Origin of the sequence: Marinobacter aromaticivorans (assembly GCF_002806975.1) — a bacterium.
GTDB lineage: Bacteria > Pseudomonadota > Gammaproteobacteria > Pseudomonadales > Oleiphilaceae > Marinobacter > Marinobacter aromaticivorans.
Genome location: NZ_NIHD01000004.1, coordinates 65,406 through 79,567, shown reverse-complemented (window position 1 = coordinate 79,567; position 14,162 = coordinate 65,406). Strand labels below are relative to the sequence as shown.

General features: G+C 56.2%; 12 protein-coding genes. 4 read left to right on the top strand and 8 right to left on the bottom strand.

Translation table 11 applies throughout. The features are described 5' to 3' along the window. The first annotated feature begins 93 nt into the window (after positions 1-93). Positions 94-1,107: a class I fructose-bisphosphate aldolase gene (locus CDH48_RS07840; protein ID WP_100688186.1), complete on the top strand. Its 1,014-nt coding sequence runs from the start codon at positions 94-96 to the stop codon at positions 1,105-1,107. Positions 1,108-1,425: 318 nt separating this feature from the next. On the opposite strand, the gene CDH48_RS07830 is transcribed toward CDH48_RS07840, so the two are convergent. The 6 genes from CDH48_RS07830 to CDH48_RS07805 form a co-directional block, all read right to left on the bottom strand. Continuing rightward, positions 1,426-2,403: a tRNA dihydrouridine synthase gene (locus CDH48_RS07830; RefSeq protein ID WP_100688185.1), complete on the bottom strand. Its 978-nt coding sequence runs from the start codon at positions 2,401-2,403 to the stop codon at positions 1,426-1,428. A 106-nt stretch (positions 2,404-2,509) separates the two neighbouring features. After that, complete coding sequence (locus CDH48_RS07825) at positions 2,510-4,024, bottom strand: catalase (protein WP_100688184.1); 1,515 nt, start codon at positions 4,022-4,024, stop codon at positions 2,510-2,512. A 226-nt stretch (positions 4,025-4,250) separates the two neighbouring features. Further along, positions 4,251-4,469, bottom strand: a complete 219-nt coding sequence (locus tag CDH48_RS07820) for a DUF2835 domain-containing protein (protein ID WP_100688183.1) — start codon at positions 4,467-4,469, stop codon at positions 4,251-4,253. 4 nt (positions 4,470-4,473) lie between these two features. Next, positions 4,474-6,366 carry a molecular chaperone HtpG gene (gene htpG, locus CDH48_RS07815; protein ID WP_100688182.1) on the bottom strand — a complete coding sequence of 631 codons (1,893 nt, stop codon included), beginning with the start codon at positions 6,364-6,366 and terminating at the stop codon, positions 4,474-4,476. 302 nt (positions 6,367-6,668) lie between these two features. Further along, positions 6,669-7,103 (bottom strand): PaaI family thioesterase, encoded by a 435-nt coding sequence (locus tag CDH48_RS07810; RefSeq protein ID WP_100688181.1) that lies wholly within the window; start codon positions 7,101-7,103, stop codon positions 6,669-6,671. Then, positions 7,100-7,570, bottom strand: a complete 471-nt coding sequence (locus CDH48_RS07805) for a PaaI family thioesterase (protein ID WP_100688180.1) — start codon at positions 7,568-7,570, stop codon at positions 7,100-7,102. Before CDH48_RS07805 ends, CDH48_RS07810 begins: the two co-directional genes overlap by 4 nt. Before the next feature lie 151 nt (positions 7,571-7,721). On the opposite strand from CDH48_RS07805, the gene CDH48_RS07800 reads away from it, so the two are divergent. The 3 genes from CDH48_RS07800 (at position 7,722) to CDH48_RS07790 (ending at position 10,862) form a co-directional block, all read left to right on the top strand. Continuing rightward, positions 7,722-8,954 (top strand): M48 family metalloprotease, encoded by a 1,233-nt coding sequence (locus CDH48_RS07800; protein ID WP_100688342.1) that lies wholly within the window; start codon positions 7,722-7,724, stop codon positions 8,952-8,954. Positions 8,955-9,129: 175 nt separating this feature from the next. Beyond that, positions 9,130-9,675 carry a hypothetical protein gene (locus CDH48_RS07795; protein WP_100688179.1) on the top strand — a complete coding sequence of 182 codons (546 nt, stop codon included), beginning with the start codon at positions 9,130-9,132 and terminating at the stop codon, positions 9,673-9,675. Then, the gene (locus CDH48_RS07790) at positions 9,675-10,862 is read left to right on the top strand and encodes an iron-containing alcohol dehydrogenase (RefSeq protein ID WP_100688178.1); all 1,188 of its coding nucleotides are present in this window, start codon (positions 9,675-9,677) and stop codon (positions 10,860-10,862) included. The genes CDH48_RS07795 and CDH48_RS07790 overlap by 1 nt, the downstream gene beginning before the upstream one ends. Positions 10,863-10,905: 43 nt before the next feature. On the opposite strand, the gene CDH48_RS07785 is transcribed toward CDH48_RS07790, so the two are convergent. Together CDH48_RS07785 and CDH48_RS07780 are read right to left on the bottom strand one after the other, a co-directional pair. Next, positions 10,906-13,392: an ABC transporter permease gene (locus tag CDH48_RS07785; protein WP_100688177.1), complete on the bottom strand. Its 2,487-nt coding sequence runs from the start codon at positions 13,390-13,392 to the stop codon at positions 10,906-10,908. Beyond that, complete coding sequence (locus CDH48_RS07780) at positions 13,392-14,111, bottom strand: ABC transporter ATP-binding protein (protein ID WP_100688176.1); 720 nt, start codon at positions 14,109-14,111, stop codon at positions 13,392-13,394. The genes CDH48_RS07785 and CDH48_RS07780 overlap by 1 nt, the downstream gene beginning before the upstream one ends. Positions 14,112-14,162: the final 51 nt, after the last annotated feature.

Sequence of the window (14,162 nt, the reverse complement as noted above, 5' to 3'; positions counted from 1 at the left end):
CAGCGTCATGATAACAGCACCCTGTCAACCGACTACAATAGGATAATAACCCAACTGAAACACACCAAGACACACGCCTCTGAAGGAGCTGGTATGAGCATTCAAAATGAGCTGATTTCAACCATTCAGGAAATTGTCCAGCCTGGCAAAGGCATTCTTGCAGCCGATGAAAGTCACCCTACCATCGCCAAGCGTTTCAAGGCAGTGGGTGTTGAGTCTACAGAAGACAAGCGCCGGGAGTACCGCAGCCTGATCCTGTCAACGCCGGGGCTTGGAGAATTTATCAGCGGTGTCATTCTGTTTGAAGAAACCCTTGGCCAGAACAGCCTGGACAACGTGCCAGTTCCAAAGCTCCTGGAAAGCCAGGGTATTGTGCCGGGCATTAAAGTCGACAAGGGTAAGAAGCCATTGGTCAATGCGCCGGGCGATGAAATAACCTATGGCCTGGATGGCCTGGACGACCGGCTGGAAATCTACAAAAACCAGGGGGCCCGTTTTGCCAAGTGGCGTGACGTTTACCACATATCCGACACCCTGCCCTCACGCCAGGCGGTGGAAGCCAACGCAGAAATCCTGGCCCGTTACGCCGCACTCTGTCAGGCCGCCGGCATTGTGCCGATTGTGGAACCAGAGGTGCTGATTGATGGCAATCACTCTATCGAGCGCTCTGCAGAAGTGAACGAAGCCGTGATTTCAGAGGTGTTCAATGCCCTGCGCCGACACCGCGTTCAGCTGGAAACCATGATCCTGAAACCCAGCATGGTAACGCCCGGCAAAGAGAGTGCAAAGGCCTCTCCAGAGGAAGTCGCAGAGGCCACCTTGCGCGTGTTCCGCCGGGTTGTACCGGCGGCTGTTCCGGGCATCAACTTTCTGTCTGGCGGGCAGACTCCTGAAGAAGCCACCCTGAACCTGAACGCCATAAACAGCCTTGGGCAGCAGCCCTGGTACCTGAGCTTTTCTTACGGTCGTGCCCTGCAGGAACCGGCCCAGAAGGCCTGGGCCGGCAAACTGGATAACGGGCCGGCTGTCCAGGAAGCCATGCTCAAGCGGGCCAGGCTCAACGGCGCGGCCACCTCGGGCGCGTATTCAGCGGATATGGAAGGCTGATATCAGTTACAGCCAACTGTACAGCCACCGTCGCCGTTGAAGGCGATGGTGCGCCCGCTCAAGGGAACATGCATGGGGACTTTTACCAGATCCCTGAACAAGGCAGTTTTCGTGCCCTGTTTCAACGCTCCACCGGGTGATGTAGCCCGTTCATTGGCGTGGGAGTCAATAACGGCCTTCGGGTCGATCAGATCATTGAGTTCCTACTTCGTGGTTTTGTTTTTACGCACCACAATAATTACGAGCACACGAGCACCCCATACCAGTGTAGTTCGCAATCAGGGAGATCAAATGGAAGGTAATCAGAAAACGAAAGGATCAGGCGGCCTGAACCGCGCTGCCTGATAAAGGCATATCCTGCTCCAGGCAGGCGAGCATTGGCGCTACCTCCCGGATTTTTCGGGCGTCCTGCCATATTGCCTCAGCCTCAGGAAAGCCCTGCCTCAGGAAATTCATCCACTGTTTGATGCGGCCGGTTACGTACTTGTCTTCCAGCCAACCCTGAAGCACTCCGGCGTATTCCCGAACCAGAGCAACCGCTTCTGTCCAGGTCATGTCTTCAACCTCAACACCCTGCTGGCTGGCTTTGATTTTGCGCGCCAGATCCGGCCTTGCGATCAGACCACGGCCAATCATCACATCTTCACAACCGGACACTTCGCGGCAACGCCAGTAATCCGCTACCGTCCAGATCTCACCATTGGCGATAACTCTGGCCTTTACCGCTTCCCGGGCCCTGGCAATTTCTTCCCAGTACGCCGGTGGCTTGTAGCCATCCACCTTGCTGCGTGCGTGAATCACGATTTCTTCCGCCCCGGCCGCTTCCAGTGCCTGAGCGCAGGCCACACCCATGGAGCGATCGTCATACCCCAGGCGCATCTTTGCAGTTACGGGCACACCAACAGGGACAGCCTTGCGCACGGCGGCAACGATTTCGTGCATCAACTCAGGCTCTCGCATCAGTACACAGCCACCTTTGTGCTTGTTCACGGTTTTGGCAGGACAACCGAAGTTGATATCCACCTGAGTGGCACCCAACTCCGCTGCTTTTAACCCATGCACGCCCAGCTGTTCCGGATCTGAACCCAGCAACTGAACGGCCACTGGAGTACCCACCCGCGTGAGAGAACGGTTATGCAATTCCGGCGCATACTTGTAGAAAATCCGCGGCGGCAACGTGCCATGGGTCACACGGATAAATTCCGTGACGCACCGGTCTATCCCGCCGACTTTCGTTAGTGTTTCGCGAATAGGTGCGTCAACCAGCCCTTCCATAGGGGCAAGAATGATCCGCATAGGGTCTCCACAAATTCAAAATCAAAAATGCGCGGAAACCCGACAGGCAACCGCGCAGTTCACAAACTGCCTCACTTCTTGTGAGGGCTTTTATTGCTGGCCGATATTACTCTGCCAATTCAGGGTCTGCAGACAATTCATCCGGCGACTTGGCCGACATACCCAGAGCCTTGGCAACCCCTTCGCCATAAGCCCGGTCGCAGCGGGTGCAGTTGTCGATGTGGCGCTGTTTGATGAAGTCCGGAGCGTCCCCCATATTCCGCGCCGTATTTTCAAACAGTACCTGCTGTTGCTCAGGCGTCATCAGTTGAAAAAGTTTGCGCGGCTGGCTGTAATAATCGTCATCATCCTCGCGGAAATCGAACATGGCCGCATCCCCGTCAATCTTGAGCGGCGGTTCTGCATATTCGGGCTGATCTTTCCACTGACCGAAGCTGTTTGGTTGGTAATGCGGCAAACTGCCGTAATTACCGTCCATCCGGCCAAGACCATCGCGATGGTTGCTCATAACCGGACATTTGGCAGCATTCACCGGTACCTGCTGATAGTTCACCCCCAGACGGTACCGTTGCGAATCGGGGTAATTGATGAGCCGCGTCTGCAGCATCTTGTCCGGGGACACGCTTATACCAGGAACGAGATTCGATGGCGAGAAGGCTGCCTGCTCAACATCCATATGATAGTTTTCCGGATTCCGGTTCAGCTCAAACTCGCCGACCTCGATGAGCGGGTAGTCCCCTTTAGGCCAGACTTTGGTCAGGTCAAACGGATGCACGTGGTAGGTTTCCGCGTCGGCTTCGGGCATCACTTGCACATACATTTTCCAGCGTGGGAAGTCACCACGCTCAATCGCTTCAAAAAGATCCCGCTGATTGCTTTCACGGTCATCAGCAACAACTGCCGCAGCCTCGGCATCGGTCAGGTTCTCAATGCCCTGCTGGGTTATGAAGTGGAATTTCACCCAATAGCGCTCACCTGCTTCGTTCCAGAAGCTGTAGGTGTGGCTGCCAAAGCCATGCATGTGTCGGTAGCTCTTGGGGATGCCGCGATCCGACATCACTATGGTCACCTGATGCAGAGCTTCTGGCAGAAGCGTCCAGAAATCCCAGTTGTTCGTGGGCGAACGCATGTTGGTTTTCGGGTCGCGTTTTACAGCTTTATTCAGGTCCGGAAACTTCTTGGCGTCCCGCATGAAGAACACGGGTGTGTTGTTGCCCACCATGTCCCAGTTGCCTTCTTCGGTATAGAACTTGAGCGCGAAGCCGCGAATGTCACGCTCGGCATCGGCCGCGCCCCGCTCCCCTGCCACCGTGCTGAAGCGGGCGAACATTTCCGTCTTTTTCCCTACTTCACTGAAAATTTTGGCACGTGTGTAGCGGGTGATATCGTTGGTTACGGTAAACGTACCGAACGCACCAGAGCCTTTGGCGTGCATGCGACGCTCGGGAATAACCTCACGCACGAAATTGGCGAGTTTTTCGTTGAGCCACACATCCTGGACCAACACGGGCCCACGCTTGCCAGCGGTCATCGAGTTCTGATTGTCGACTACCGGGGCACCAAAGGCGGTTGTCAGGTGTGATACCGGGCATTTGCTTTTGTTCGGCTTTTCATCGGTCATGGTCAATTCCTCTGAAGTTCATAACACTATCAAGCAGCTTATACCCAGACCTGGAGATACTAAAGAGGTGGAGGATAAATGAGCCAAGACTCGTGCGTAGCAACTCTTCCTCAATCCCTTGTTTCGGTGTAAGCCTCCAACAACATGGAACCACTTCAGTCGCAGCCTGGATAATCAATTCCGGAAAAGAGCGCCAAAGCTTTTAACTATCAACAGGAGGCAGCCATTACATGCGCTCAATGAACTCAAATTTGCCCTGCTCATTGAACACGATACGGAAGGAACCGCGAATGCCATCGCGGAGATAAAAGCGTGAGAGAATACGGGCCGGGAAACGGACTGAGCGTCCGTCCCGGGCCCTGGTGTGAACATCGGTCGCAACGCCCTGGTAGAGTTTTATCCACTCATCAGGGCTGATGCTGATATCCACAACAATCTGGTGCATAGGCTTAGTTAGCCAGTTCCAGCAACAGACGGTTCAGGCGGGTAACGTAGGCACCCGGGTCCTGCAGCTGTTCGCCGCTGGCCAGTGTGGCCTGGTCCAGAAGAACCGCAGACAGCTCGTTGAAGCGCTCTTCGCCCTTCTCGCTTTCAAGGCGCTGTACCAGTGGGTGGTCCACGTTGATTTCAAAGATCGGCTTGCTGTCCGGAACCTTCTGGCCCGCCGCTTCCATGATCTTCTTCATCTGGGCGCCCATATCGAAGTCGCCCACCACCAGGCACGCCGGTGAATCCGTAAGACGATTGGTTACCCGCACTTCCTGAACCCGGTCAGCCAGAGCAGTTTTAATGCGCTCCAGAAGCTCCTTGTGCTCTTCGGCGGCTTCTTCCTTATGCTTCTTGTCTTCCTCGGTTTCCACTTCACCAAGATCAAGATCGCCACGGGCAACGTCCTGGAACTGCTTGCCGTCATACTCGTTGAGGTAGCCCATCATCCACTCGTCGATGCGGTCGGTGAGGATCAATACCTCAATGCCTTTCTTGCGGAAGACCTCAAGGTGCGGGCTGCTCTTGGCGGCCATGAAGTTATCAGCAGTGATGTAGTAGATCTTACTCTGGCCGTCTTTCATGCGCTCGATGTACTGGTCCAGAGACACGTTTTGCGTGCTCTCACCCGTGTGTGTGGAGGCAAAGCGCAGCAGGCCGGCGATTTTCTCGCGGTTGCTGAAATCTTCTGCCGGACCTTCCTTGAGAACGGTACCGAATTCGTTCCAGAACTTCTGATAGCTGTCTGCATCCTTCTTGGACAGCTTCGAGAGCATGTCCAGTACCCGCTTGGTAAGCGCGGTACGGATGCTGTCCACCGTAGCGTCGTTCTGCAGAATCTCGCGGGACACGTTCAGGGACAGGTCGTTGGAGTCCACCACACCCTTGGTGAAGCGCAGGTACAGCGGCAGAAACTGTTCTGCGTCGTCCATGATGAACACACGCTGCACGTACAGCTTCAGGCCACGGGGGGCTTCACGGTTGTACAGATCAAAGGGGGCGCGGGCCGGAATGTACAACAGGCTGGTGTAATCCAGCTTGCCTTCCACTTTGTTGTGAGACCAGGTCAGCGGATCCTCAAAGTCGTGGGCAACATGCTTGTAGAACTCTTTGTATTCCTCGTCCTTGATTTCGGTACGGGGCAGTGTCCACAGGGCGGTGGCATCGTTAACGGTCTCGTCTTTGGGCTCCTCACCTTCTTCGGTGGGTTCGGATTTCATGATCACCGGGAAGGAAATGTGGTCGGAGTACTTCTTCACCAGGCTGCGCAGGCGGAACCCGTCGGCAAATTCTGTGGCGTCTGGCTTCAGGTGGATAACGATTTCGGTGCCGCGTTTTTCGCGGGTAACCTGCTCAATGGTAAATTCGCCATCACCGGTGGATTGCCAATGCACACCCTCTTCTGCTGGCGCACCGGCACGGCGGGTAAAGACCTCGACTTTGTCGGCCACGATAAAGGCAGAATAGAAACCCACTCCAAACTGGCCAATCAGCTTGCTGTCTTTCTTTTCGTCGCCGGAGAGCTGTTTGAGGAATTCGGCGGTGCCAGAGCGGGCAATGGTGCCCAGGTTCTGGATAACATCATCACGGCTCATGCCGATGCCGTTGTCGGTCAGGGTGATGGTTTTGGCGTCCTTGTCGAAATCGAGGCGTATCTTTAGGTCGGAGTCGCCTTCGTAGAGACTGTCGTCTTTCAATGCGGCGAAGCGCAGCTTGTCCGCGGCATCGGAGGCGTTGGAAATCAGTTCGCGGAGGAAGATTTCCTTGTTTGAATACAGGGAGTGGATCATCAGGTGAAGTAACTGCTTTACTTCGGTCTGAAATCCTAAGGTCTCTTTTTGCGATTCAACCGTCATTTTGTTTGTCTCTCCTGCATGGAACATGTGGGGGGACACGGGAGCGAAGGGGCTTCCAAAACACGCTGTGAATACGTCCGTGTACGCTCGGCTCCGCCTTTCACTGCTTAATGCTCCTGCGTCGCAGTGAAAGTCCTGGGCTGGCCGTCCCTGGCCAGCCCGTGAAGCGCTTTCGCTCTTCACCCATGGCTCCGCACGGTTTTGGAAGCCCCTTCGCTCCCGCGTCATCCGACTTCGGAATTAGTCATGCTGGGAAAGTGGGGGCTTGCGGAGGTATTTCAAGCCCCTACACGCCAACTGAATCAGCCTTCCAGCAAGAAGTGCGCTCGTGCCGTAGCAATCGGCTGGGAGCGGGATTTCTGCCAGGCGGTGATTATTACGTTTGCCACTCGGTTACCTTGGCGGGTGAGCTGGCATTCGGCGTAGGTTTCGCGGTCGAGGCCGGCTCGGAGGTAATCCAGGGAGAAATTGACGATACGGGGCATGCGGATGGTTTCTTGCGCCAGCATCAGGTAGATCGCGGCAGAAAGCTCCATGAAACCACCGATTACGCCGCCGTGTATGGCGGGCAACACAGGGTTGCCGAGGTTCTGTTCTTTTGCCGGCAGGCGGAAGATGAGGTCGTCGCCAAACTTGTTGCACTGCAATCCGATGAAGTTTGCGTAGGGGATGCTGGCGATCAACCGGGAGAAGTCTCCGGTTTCGCGGGTGTAGCGCAGGATTTCCGGGTCGGTCATGCCGGGCCCCCGGTGATTTGTTCACGGTAAGCAGTCGGCAGGGCCTGGGGGCCGATGCGCATGAAGGTGCCCACACAGTTGGCTACGGTTTCGCCGCCTTCCTGATAGGCTTCGCATCGGGTGAATATGATGTTTCGGGTTATTTTGTAGACTTCTGCACGGGCATAGACGGGTTTATGCGGCTCGGCCGGGCGCATGTAATCAACTCGCAGATCCAGCGTTGGGCATAGTTCGAATACGTCCAGAGCACAGAGCATCACTGAGCCGGATGTGGTATCCATCAGTGTTGTGATGGCGCCGCCGTGTATTACGCCGGTAGCGGGGTTACCGATGATGCGGTCGCTGTACGGAAGGCACAGGGTCAGGCTATGCCCGGTGGCCTCAGTAACAGACAGGCCAAGCTCCCGGGCCTGATTGAGGGTTTCGATAAACCGGGTAACCCGGTCTCGTCGGATTTGATCGTTCATTCAGGACAAACCTGTGGTTCGTGTGTTGGTTTTCATTTTCAAGTATTTAAAGCCGGCATAAGCCATGTAATTATAGGCTCCGGGCATTCAACTACAGGAGTCGAGAGTGAAAAACACCGTTTTGCAACGCTGTTTTCCAGTTCTGGCGCTAATGCTGGTGCTTACAGGGTGTTCTGTAAACCCTGTAACCGGCGAGAAGCAACTTTCGCTGATTGGCGAAGGCCAGGAACTTGCCATGGGTGCTGAGCAGTATACGCCCACCCAGCAAACCCAGGGCGGGCAATTTTACATTGATCCGGAGCTTACGTTATACGTCAGAGAGGTAGGCGAAAAGCTGGCGCGGGTAAGTGACCGCCCTGACCTGCCCTACGAATTTGTGGTGCTGAACAACAGCGTTCCCAATGCCTGGGCTTTGCCCGGCGGCAAGATTGCCATTAACAGGGGGTTGCTGACCAAGCTGGATGACGAAGCGCAACTGGCTTCCGTGTTGGGCCACGAAATCGTTCACGCTGCCGCCCGCCACAGTGTTCAGCGCATGCAACAGGGCATGCTGATCAGTGCAGGCGTGGCTGGTCTTGGTTTTGCCCTGTCCGACAACGAATGGGCAGGCCTGCTTATGGGCGGTGCCGCTCTGGGGGCGCAGCTCGCTCTGGCGCAATATGGCCAGGGCGACGAGCTGGAATCGGATCATTACGGCATTCTCTATATGAAAGAAGCCGGCTACGATCCGCAAGCCGCCGTGGAGCTGCAGGAGCTCTTTCTTGAACTTTCCAGGGGTCAGGAGCCAGGGTTTATCGACGGTCTTTTTGCCACACACCCACCCTCCGCCAAGCGTGTTCGCGAGAACAGCGAGCTGGTGAAAAAGATAGGAGCGGGTGGCTATCGCGGGGCCGATGTTTACAGGAAGAAAACAGCCACATTGCGCGAGGTCCAGCCTGCCTACGATGCCCATGACCAGGCCATGAAGCTGGCTTCGGAAGGCAATATGGATGCGGCGCTGAAAAAGATCAACGAGGCCATCAACCTTTTGCCCCGCGAAGCCATGTTCTATTCCCTGCGTGGCCGTATCTATCAGGAGCAGAACAGGCCTGAGAAGGCCGCAGCCGATTTTGACAAAGCAGTTTCCATTTACCCGGAGATGTTTGTGTACCGCCTGCACAATGGCCTGAATGCACTGAAGCTCAATAATCTGGACAAGGCGCGGGAAAACCTGACCCGGGCGAACGAGGTGGTGCCCACATCCATTGCTTTCCTCCGGCTTGGCGATGTTGCAGTGAAGGCCAATAACCGCGAGCAGGCTATTGCCTATTACAGCAAGGCAGCGGAATCCAGCGGTGATGTCGCTGAGGAGGCTCGCCGGAAACTGGCAGCACTTACCCGGTAACATTACCCGACGGCATTATCTGAGAAGGCCCGGACCCTGCTGAGGATTCGGGCCTTTTTTCATTCAGGGGGAAAGGTTTGCCGGCACACTCACGGTTAATCGTCAACATGATCATTGACTTCTAGAGCAATAACTCTAAAAATCAGTTATCACTAACCAAAATCGGGTGACGGACATGTTAGCAAAACGTATTCAGCCTCTGGCTTTCCAGGCACGGCGCCTGTATGTCGAGCTTATGTTCCAGGTTATGGGGCGGGCTCTTCAGGCGGTCAGTGAGGTTGATAGCGAAGTGCAGGGAGAGGCGCAAGCACTGCCAAAAGGGTTCCTGTTTGAAATGATGGTGATGCCCGAGGGTGCAAAACTGATTGTTGAACACATCGGTAACGGCAGGTTCCACTACCATGGCGGTTCAGCGCCACGCCCGGCGGACGTTTCCATCAAGTTCAAACACATCGCCCACGCTTTCCTGGTGCTGTCATTCCAGGAAAAAACGGCTGTTGCCTTTGCCAACGACCGCATGCTGGTGGATGGCGATGTAAGTTATGCCGTGCGCATGACCCGGATACTCAACCGGCTGGAGTCGTTCATTCTGCCAAAAATCATTGCCAAACGTGCAGTGAAAGAGTACCCGGAGAACCTGCATCTCCCGGAAAAACTGATCAGTGCTGCACAGATTTACCTGAAAGTTGCCACTCACTTTGTTCAGACAGCGAGAGCCTGATGACCAACACTTACTATGAGTTCTTCTGCCCGGTAAAAGTCATTGCCGGAAAAGCCGCCCTTGAACACATTCCTTACGAGTTGACAGGGCTGGCTGCCAAACGCCCGATGATTGTGACCGATAAAGGCGTTCGCGCCGCCGGTCTGCTGGATCCTGTGATTGCAGCTTGCGAAGAAAGCGGCCTGGAAATCATCAGCATTTACGACGATGTACCCCCCGATTCCTCAACCACCGTGGTTCGCGATATCGCCGCTATTTACCGCAAGGAAAAGTGTGACTCGATTATCGCGGTCGGCGGCGGTTCCGCGATCGACACCGGTAAAGCGGTGAATATTCTGGTGTCCGAGGGTGGCACTGATATTGCCAAGTATGCAGGTGCAGGCGTTCTGAAGCATCCGCTCAAACCGTTTTTTGTGGTACCCACCACCGCAGGAACCGGCTCCGAAGTTACATCCGTTGCGGTGATTACCGATGAGAAGAAAGGCGTCAAACTGCCTTTTACCTCCTCGTTCCTGCTGCCCAATGCGGCCATTATCGACCCCCGCATGACGCTGACGCTGCCACCCCACATCACCGCCGCAACGGCGATGGATGCCATGACCCACGCGGTGGAATCTTTTACCTGCATGGCAAAAAACCCACTGAGCGATGCGTACGCCACGGCGGCTATCAAAAAAGTCAGCCAATCCCTTTTGCACGTAATGGACAATCCGAAAGACAGCGATGGCCGGCTTGAGTTGGCCCAAGCATCAACCATGGCCGGCATTGCGTTTTCCAATTCCATGGTCGGGCTGGTGCACTCTCTTGGCCACGCCACCGGCGCCATTTGTCACCTGCCCCACGGCCTGTGTATGAGCCTGTACCTGCCTTACGTACTCGAGTACAACCTGGAAACCATACGCCAGCCTCTGGGAGAGCTGTTGCTGTATCTGGAAGGGCCGGAGATATACGCCGCCACGCCCGCCAGCCGCCGCGCCGAGGCCAGTATTTCAGCCCTGCGCAAGCTGCGGGATGCGCTATACAAGCGTTGCCAGTTGCCCAGAACCCTGAAGGAAACGGGCAAGGTTTCGGAAGATCAGTTGGACCACATTGCCGAGATGGCGCTGGACGATGGTTCCATCATGTTCAATCCGAAAGAGGTGTCATTGAAGGACGCGCGAGCCGTGCTGCAGCGCGCCTGGGCCTGAAATCTCTGAACGGTGAAACAGGGTCCGCCGAGCGGACCCTGTTTTACTCAAGCCTGCGCAGCAGCAACATTGGCGACACGCGCAGCACGGGCGTTAGCTGCCAGCGGCCAAACAAGGCCAGTACTACGGCACTGATCACCGGAACCGGCAAAACAACCTGCCAGTGCCAGCTGAACGCCCCTTCAAACATCCGGAACTGCAACGCCCACACTGCAGCTTCGGCCGCAGCAACCCCGAGAATGCCGGCGAAGCCGCCAAGCAACGCAAACTCCAGCACGGTGCTGCGCACCAGAAGGCTCTGGCGACCACCCAGCGTTCGCAGGAGCGCCCCTTCCCGCTGGCGATCCTGAAGCGTGGCGCTTACCACCGCTGCCATTACCACCAACGCCGCAGCCAGTATCAGCACCAGAATCGCTTCTATGGCCTGGGTAACCTGCCGGACAATCTCCTGGATCCGCTCGATAATGTTATCGATTTCCAACAGGGAAACCGTCGGGAAACGCCGCGAGAACTCGTTGAGTGCGTTTTTCTTGTCCTTTGGCAGGTAAAAACTGGTAATCCAGGTGGCCGGCATGGCGGTAAGCCCGCCCTCCGGTGGGAACGCCATGTAAAAATTGGGTTTCATGCTGTCCCACTGAACCGTGCGAATGCTGGTAACGGTTTCAGTGACCTTGTCGGAACCAATGGTGAAGGTAAGCTCATCCCCCAAAGCCAGCCCAAGTGTGCTTGCCAGCTCTGCCTCCACTGAAACGCCTTCTTTCTGCCCCTTCTCAAACCAGCTGCCTTGTACAATCCTGTTGTCCTCCGGAAGGGACTCCATCCAGGTCAGGTTCAGTTCCCGGTTGAGGGCGCCTACCCGCTGATCTTTGCTCACGACCTCTTTCACCGGCTGGCCATTGAGTTCCGTTAACCGGCCCCGCACCATTGGGTAAAGCTGGTCCAGCGGCTGTCCGCGCTCTTGCCAGAAGCCGGCAACCTCATCCACCGCATCCGGGGCAATATTGATCAGGAAATGATTGGGGGCATCATCCGGAAGCTGTGCCTGCCAGTCATCCAGTAACGAGGTGCGCACCAGAATCAGTGTGGTTGCCAGCATAAGGGTCATGGCAAACACGGCAATCTGCGACAGGCTGGCGCGGCGATGGCGGTACAGACCGACCAGCGCCAGGCGCCAGGAATGACCTCCTCCGCGGACTTTTCTCAATGTAGCTACCAGAAGCCAGCCGAGCAGCCCAAGGGCACCGAGCAACAGCGCAAGGGCGCCCAGCAGGGAAATCACCAGCGAAAGCTCGCCGGCATAGAGCCACACCAGCCCAAACACGGCCACAATGGCAATCAGCATATCCGGCAAGGCTTCACGGCCTGTTTCACCCGGTTGACTGCGTAAAACGCGCATGGCCGGCACATTTCTCAGGCGCCGGATGGGTGGATAAGCAAATGCAAACAAGGAAATCAGTGCGGTAAGAAGCGCCGGCGTGAGTGCGGATGAATCCAGCTGAAACTCTACCGGTCTGTCCAGCGCCTCGCTCAGCAAGCGGGTAAGCAACCAGAACAGCGGAATGGCGACCACAAGTCCACCAGCCATGCCGGTTACTCCCCAGAGTGCAAGCCGCTTCAGATAGAGATTTCCGATACCGGAACTCCCCAACCCCAGGGTTTTAAGCAGAGCTACGGTATCACGTTGAGATAACGCATACTGGCGACTGGCAACAGCAACGGCCACGGCAGCCAGCAACACTGCCAGGCTTCCGCCCAGTAGCAGAAAGCTCTCAGCCCTATCCAGAGAGCGGGAGAAGGTTTCGCCGTCGCGAACGCCCTCCCATTCATGGCTCGGCCCCAGCCGGGGCTGCAACCATTGGTAATAAGCTTCGAGCGCCTCATCGGCTCCGGCGAATAAATACACATATTCAACCCGGCTGCCCTCCTGAATCACACCGGTGGAGGCAACGTCGTCTACGTGCATCATCACCCGGGGCGCCAGCGCAGAGAGGCTGAACCCGCCGTCTGGCTCCCGTAGCAGCAGGCCGGAAACCGTCAGGTTCCTGCTGCCCACTTCCAGGGTGTCCCCTATGCGTATATCCAGCAGCCGCAAGAGCCGCGGATTGACCCAGACCTCTCCTGGCGCCGGCCCCCGCTGCACCTGTTTTCTGGAACCTTCGGAGGTTTCCTGTATTTCGAGGTCTCCCCGCAGGGGGTATTCGTTACTGACCGCTTTTACCGACACAAGCTGAAAGGCATCACTGCCGAATACCATGGTAGAAAACTCCACCATACGGCCAGTTTCAAGCCCGCGCTCCATCGCTTCGGTAATCCAGGATTCAGGCACCGGGCGCCCGTTTTCGGCTTCCAGTTGCCGGTCTGCGGCCAGGAAGGAACTGGCAGAGGACACCAGGGTTCGCTGTAACTGGCTCGCGAACAGCGCAATGGTGGCCACCGTGGCTACAGCAATAATCAGGGCCGCGAGTACCACTCGCACGTCTCTCTCACGCCAGTCACGGCGCACCGACATCAGTTTTTTTGCAGCGGCCATCAGTCAGCGAACTCCTTCTCGGCGACCGGCTCTGTCAACTCGCCCGCTTCAATATGAAACTGTCGGTCACAACGCGCAGCCAGCTGTTCATCGTGTGTAACCATTACCAGCGTTGTGCCCTGCTCCCGGTTCAGCGCCATCAACAGATCTGAAATATCCTGGCCTGTGCGGTTATCCAGGTTACCGGTAGGCTCATCTGCAAACAGAATTGCCGGGTCCGAAGCAAACGCCCTTGCAATGGCTACCCGCTGCTGCTCCCCGCCGGAAAGCTGCCGCGGCGTATGGGTGAGCCGTTCGCCCAGACCGACTCGCTGCAGGAGTTCACGGGCGCGTTTTTCCGGTGTATCCATGCCGGCCAGTTCCAGCGGCAGCATCACGTTTTCCAAAGCGGTCAGTGCCGGCAACAGCTGAAAAGACTGGAATACAAAGCCAACCCGGTGAGCCCGCAGGCGGGCGCGTTCATCTTCGCTCAGCCGGCTGATGGTGGAGCCATCAAGCTCTACGGTGCCTTCAGTTGGCGTATCGAGGCCCGCCAGCAACCCCAGCAGTGTGGTTTTCCCGGAACCCGACCGGCCCACAATAGCTACGGATTCTCCCCGATTGATTTCAAGGCTGACCCCCTTCAATATCGTCAACGTATCTGATTCCAGGCTAACACGGTGGGTCAGGTTTTCTACGCGCAGCATCAGTTGCTGGCTGTCAGAATTTGAAGAGTGCATCTTGCTCACGGGGCTCCCGGAAAAAACAGGTTTATTTATCACGGTATACGG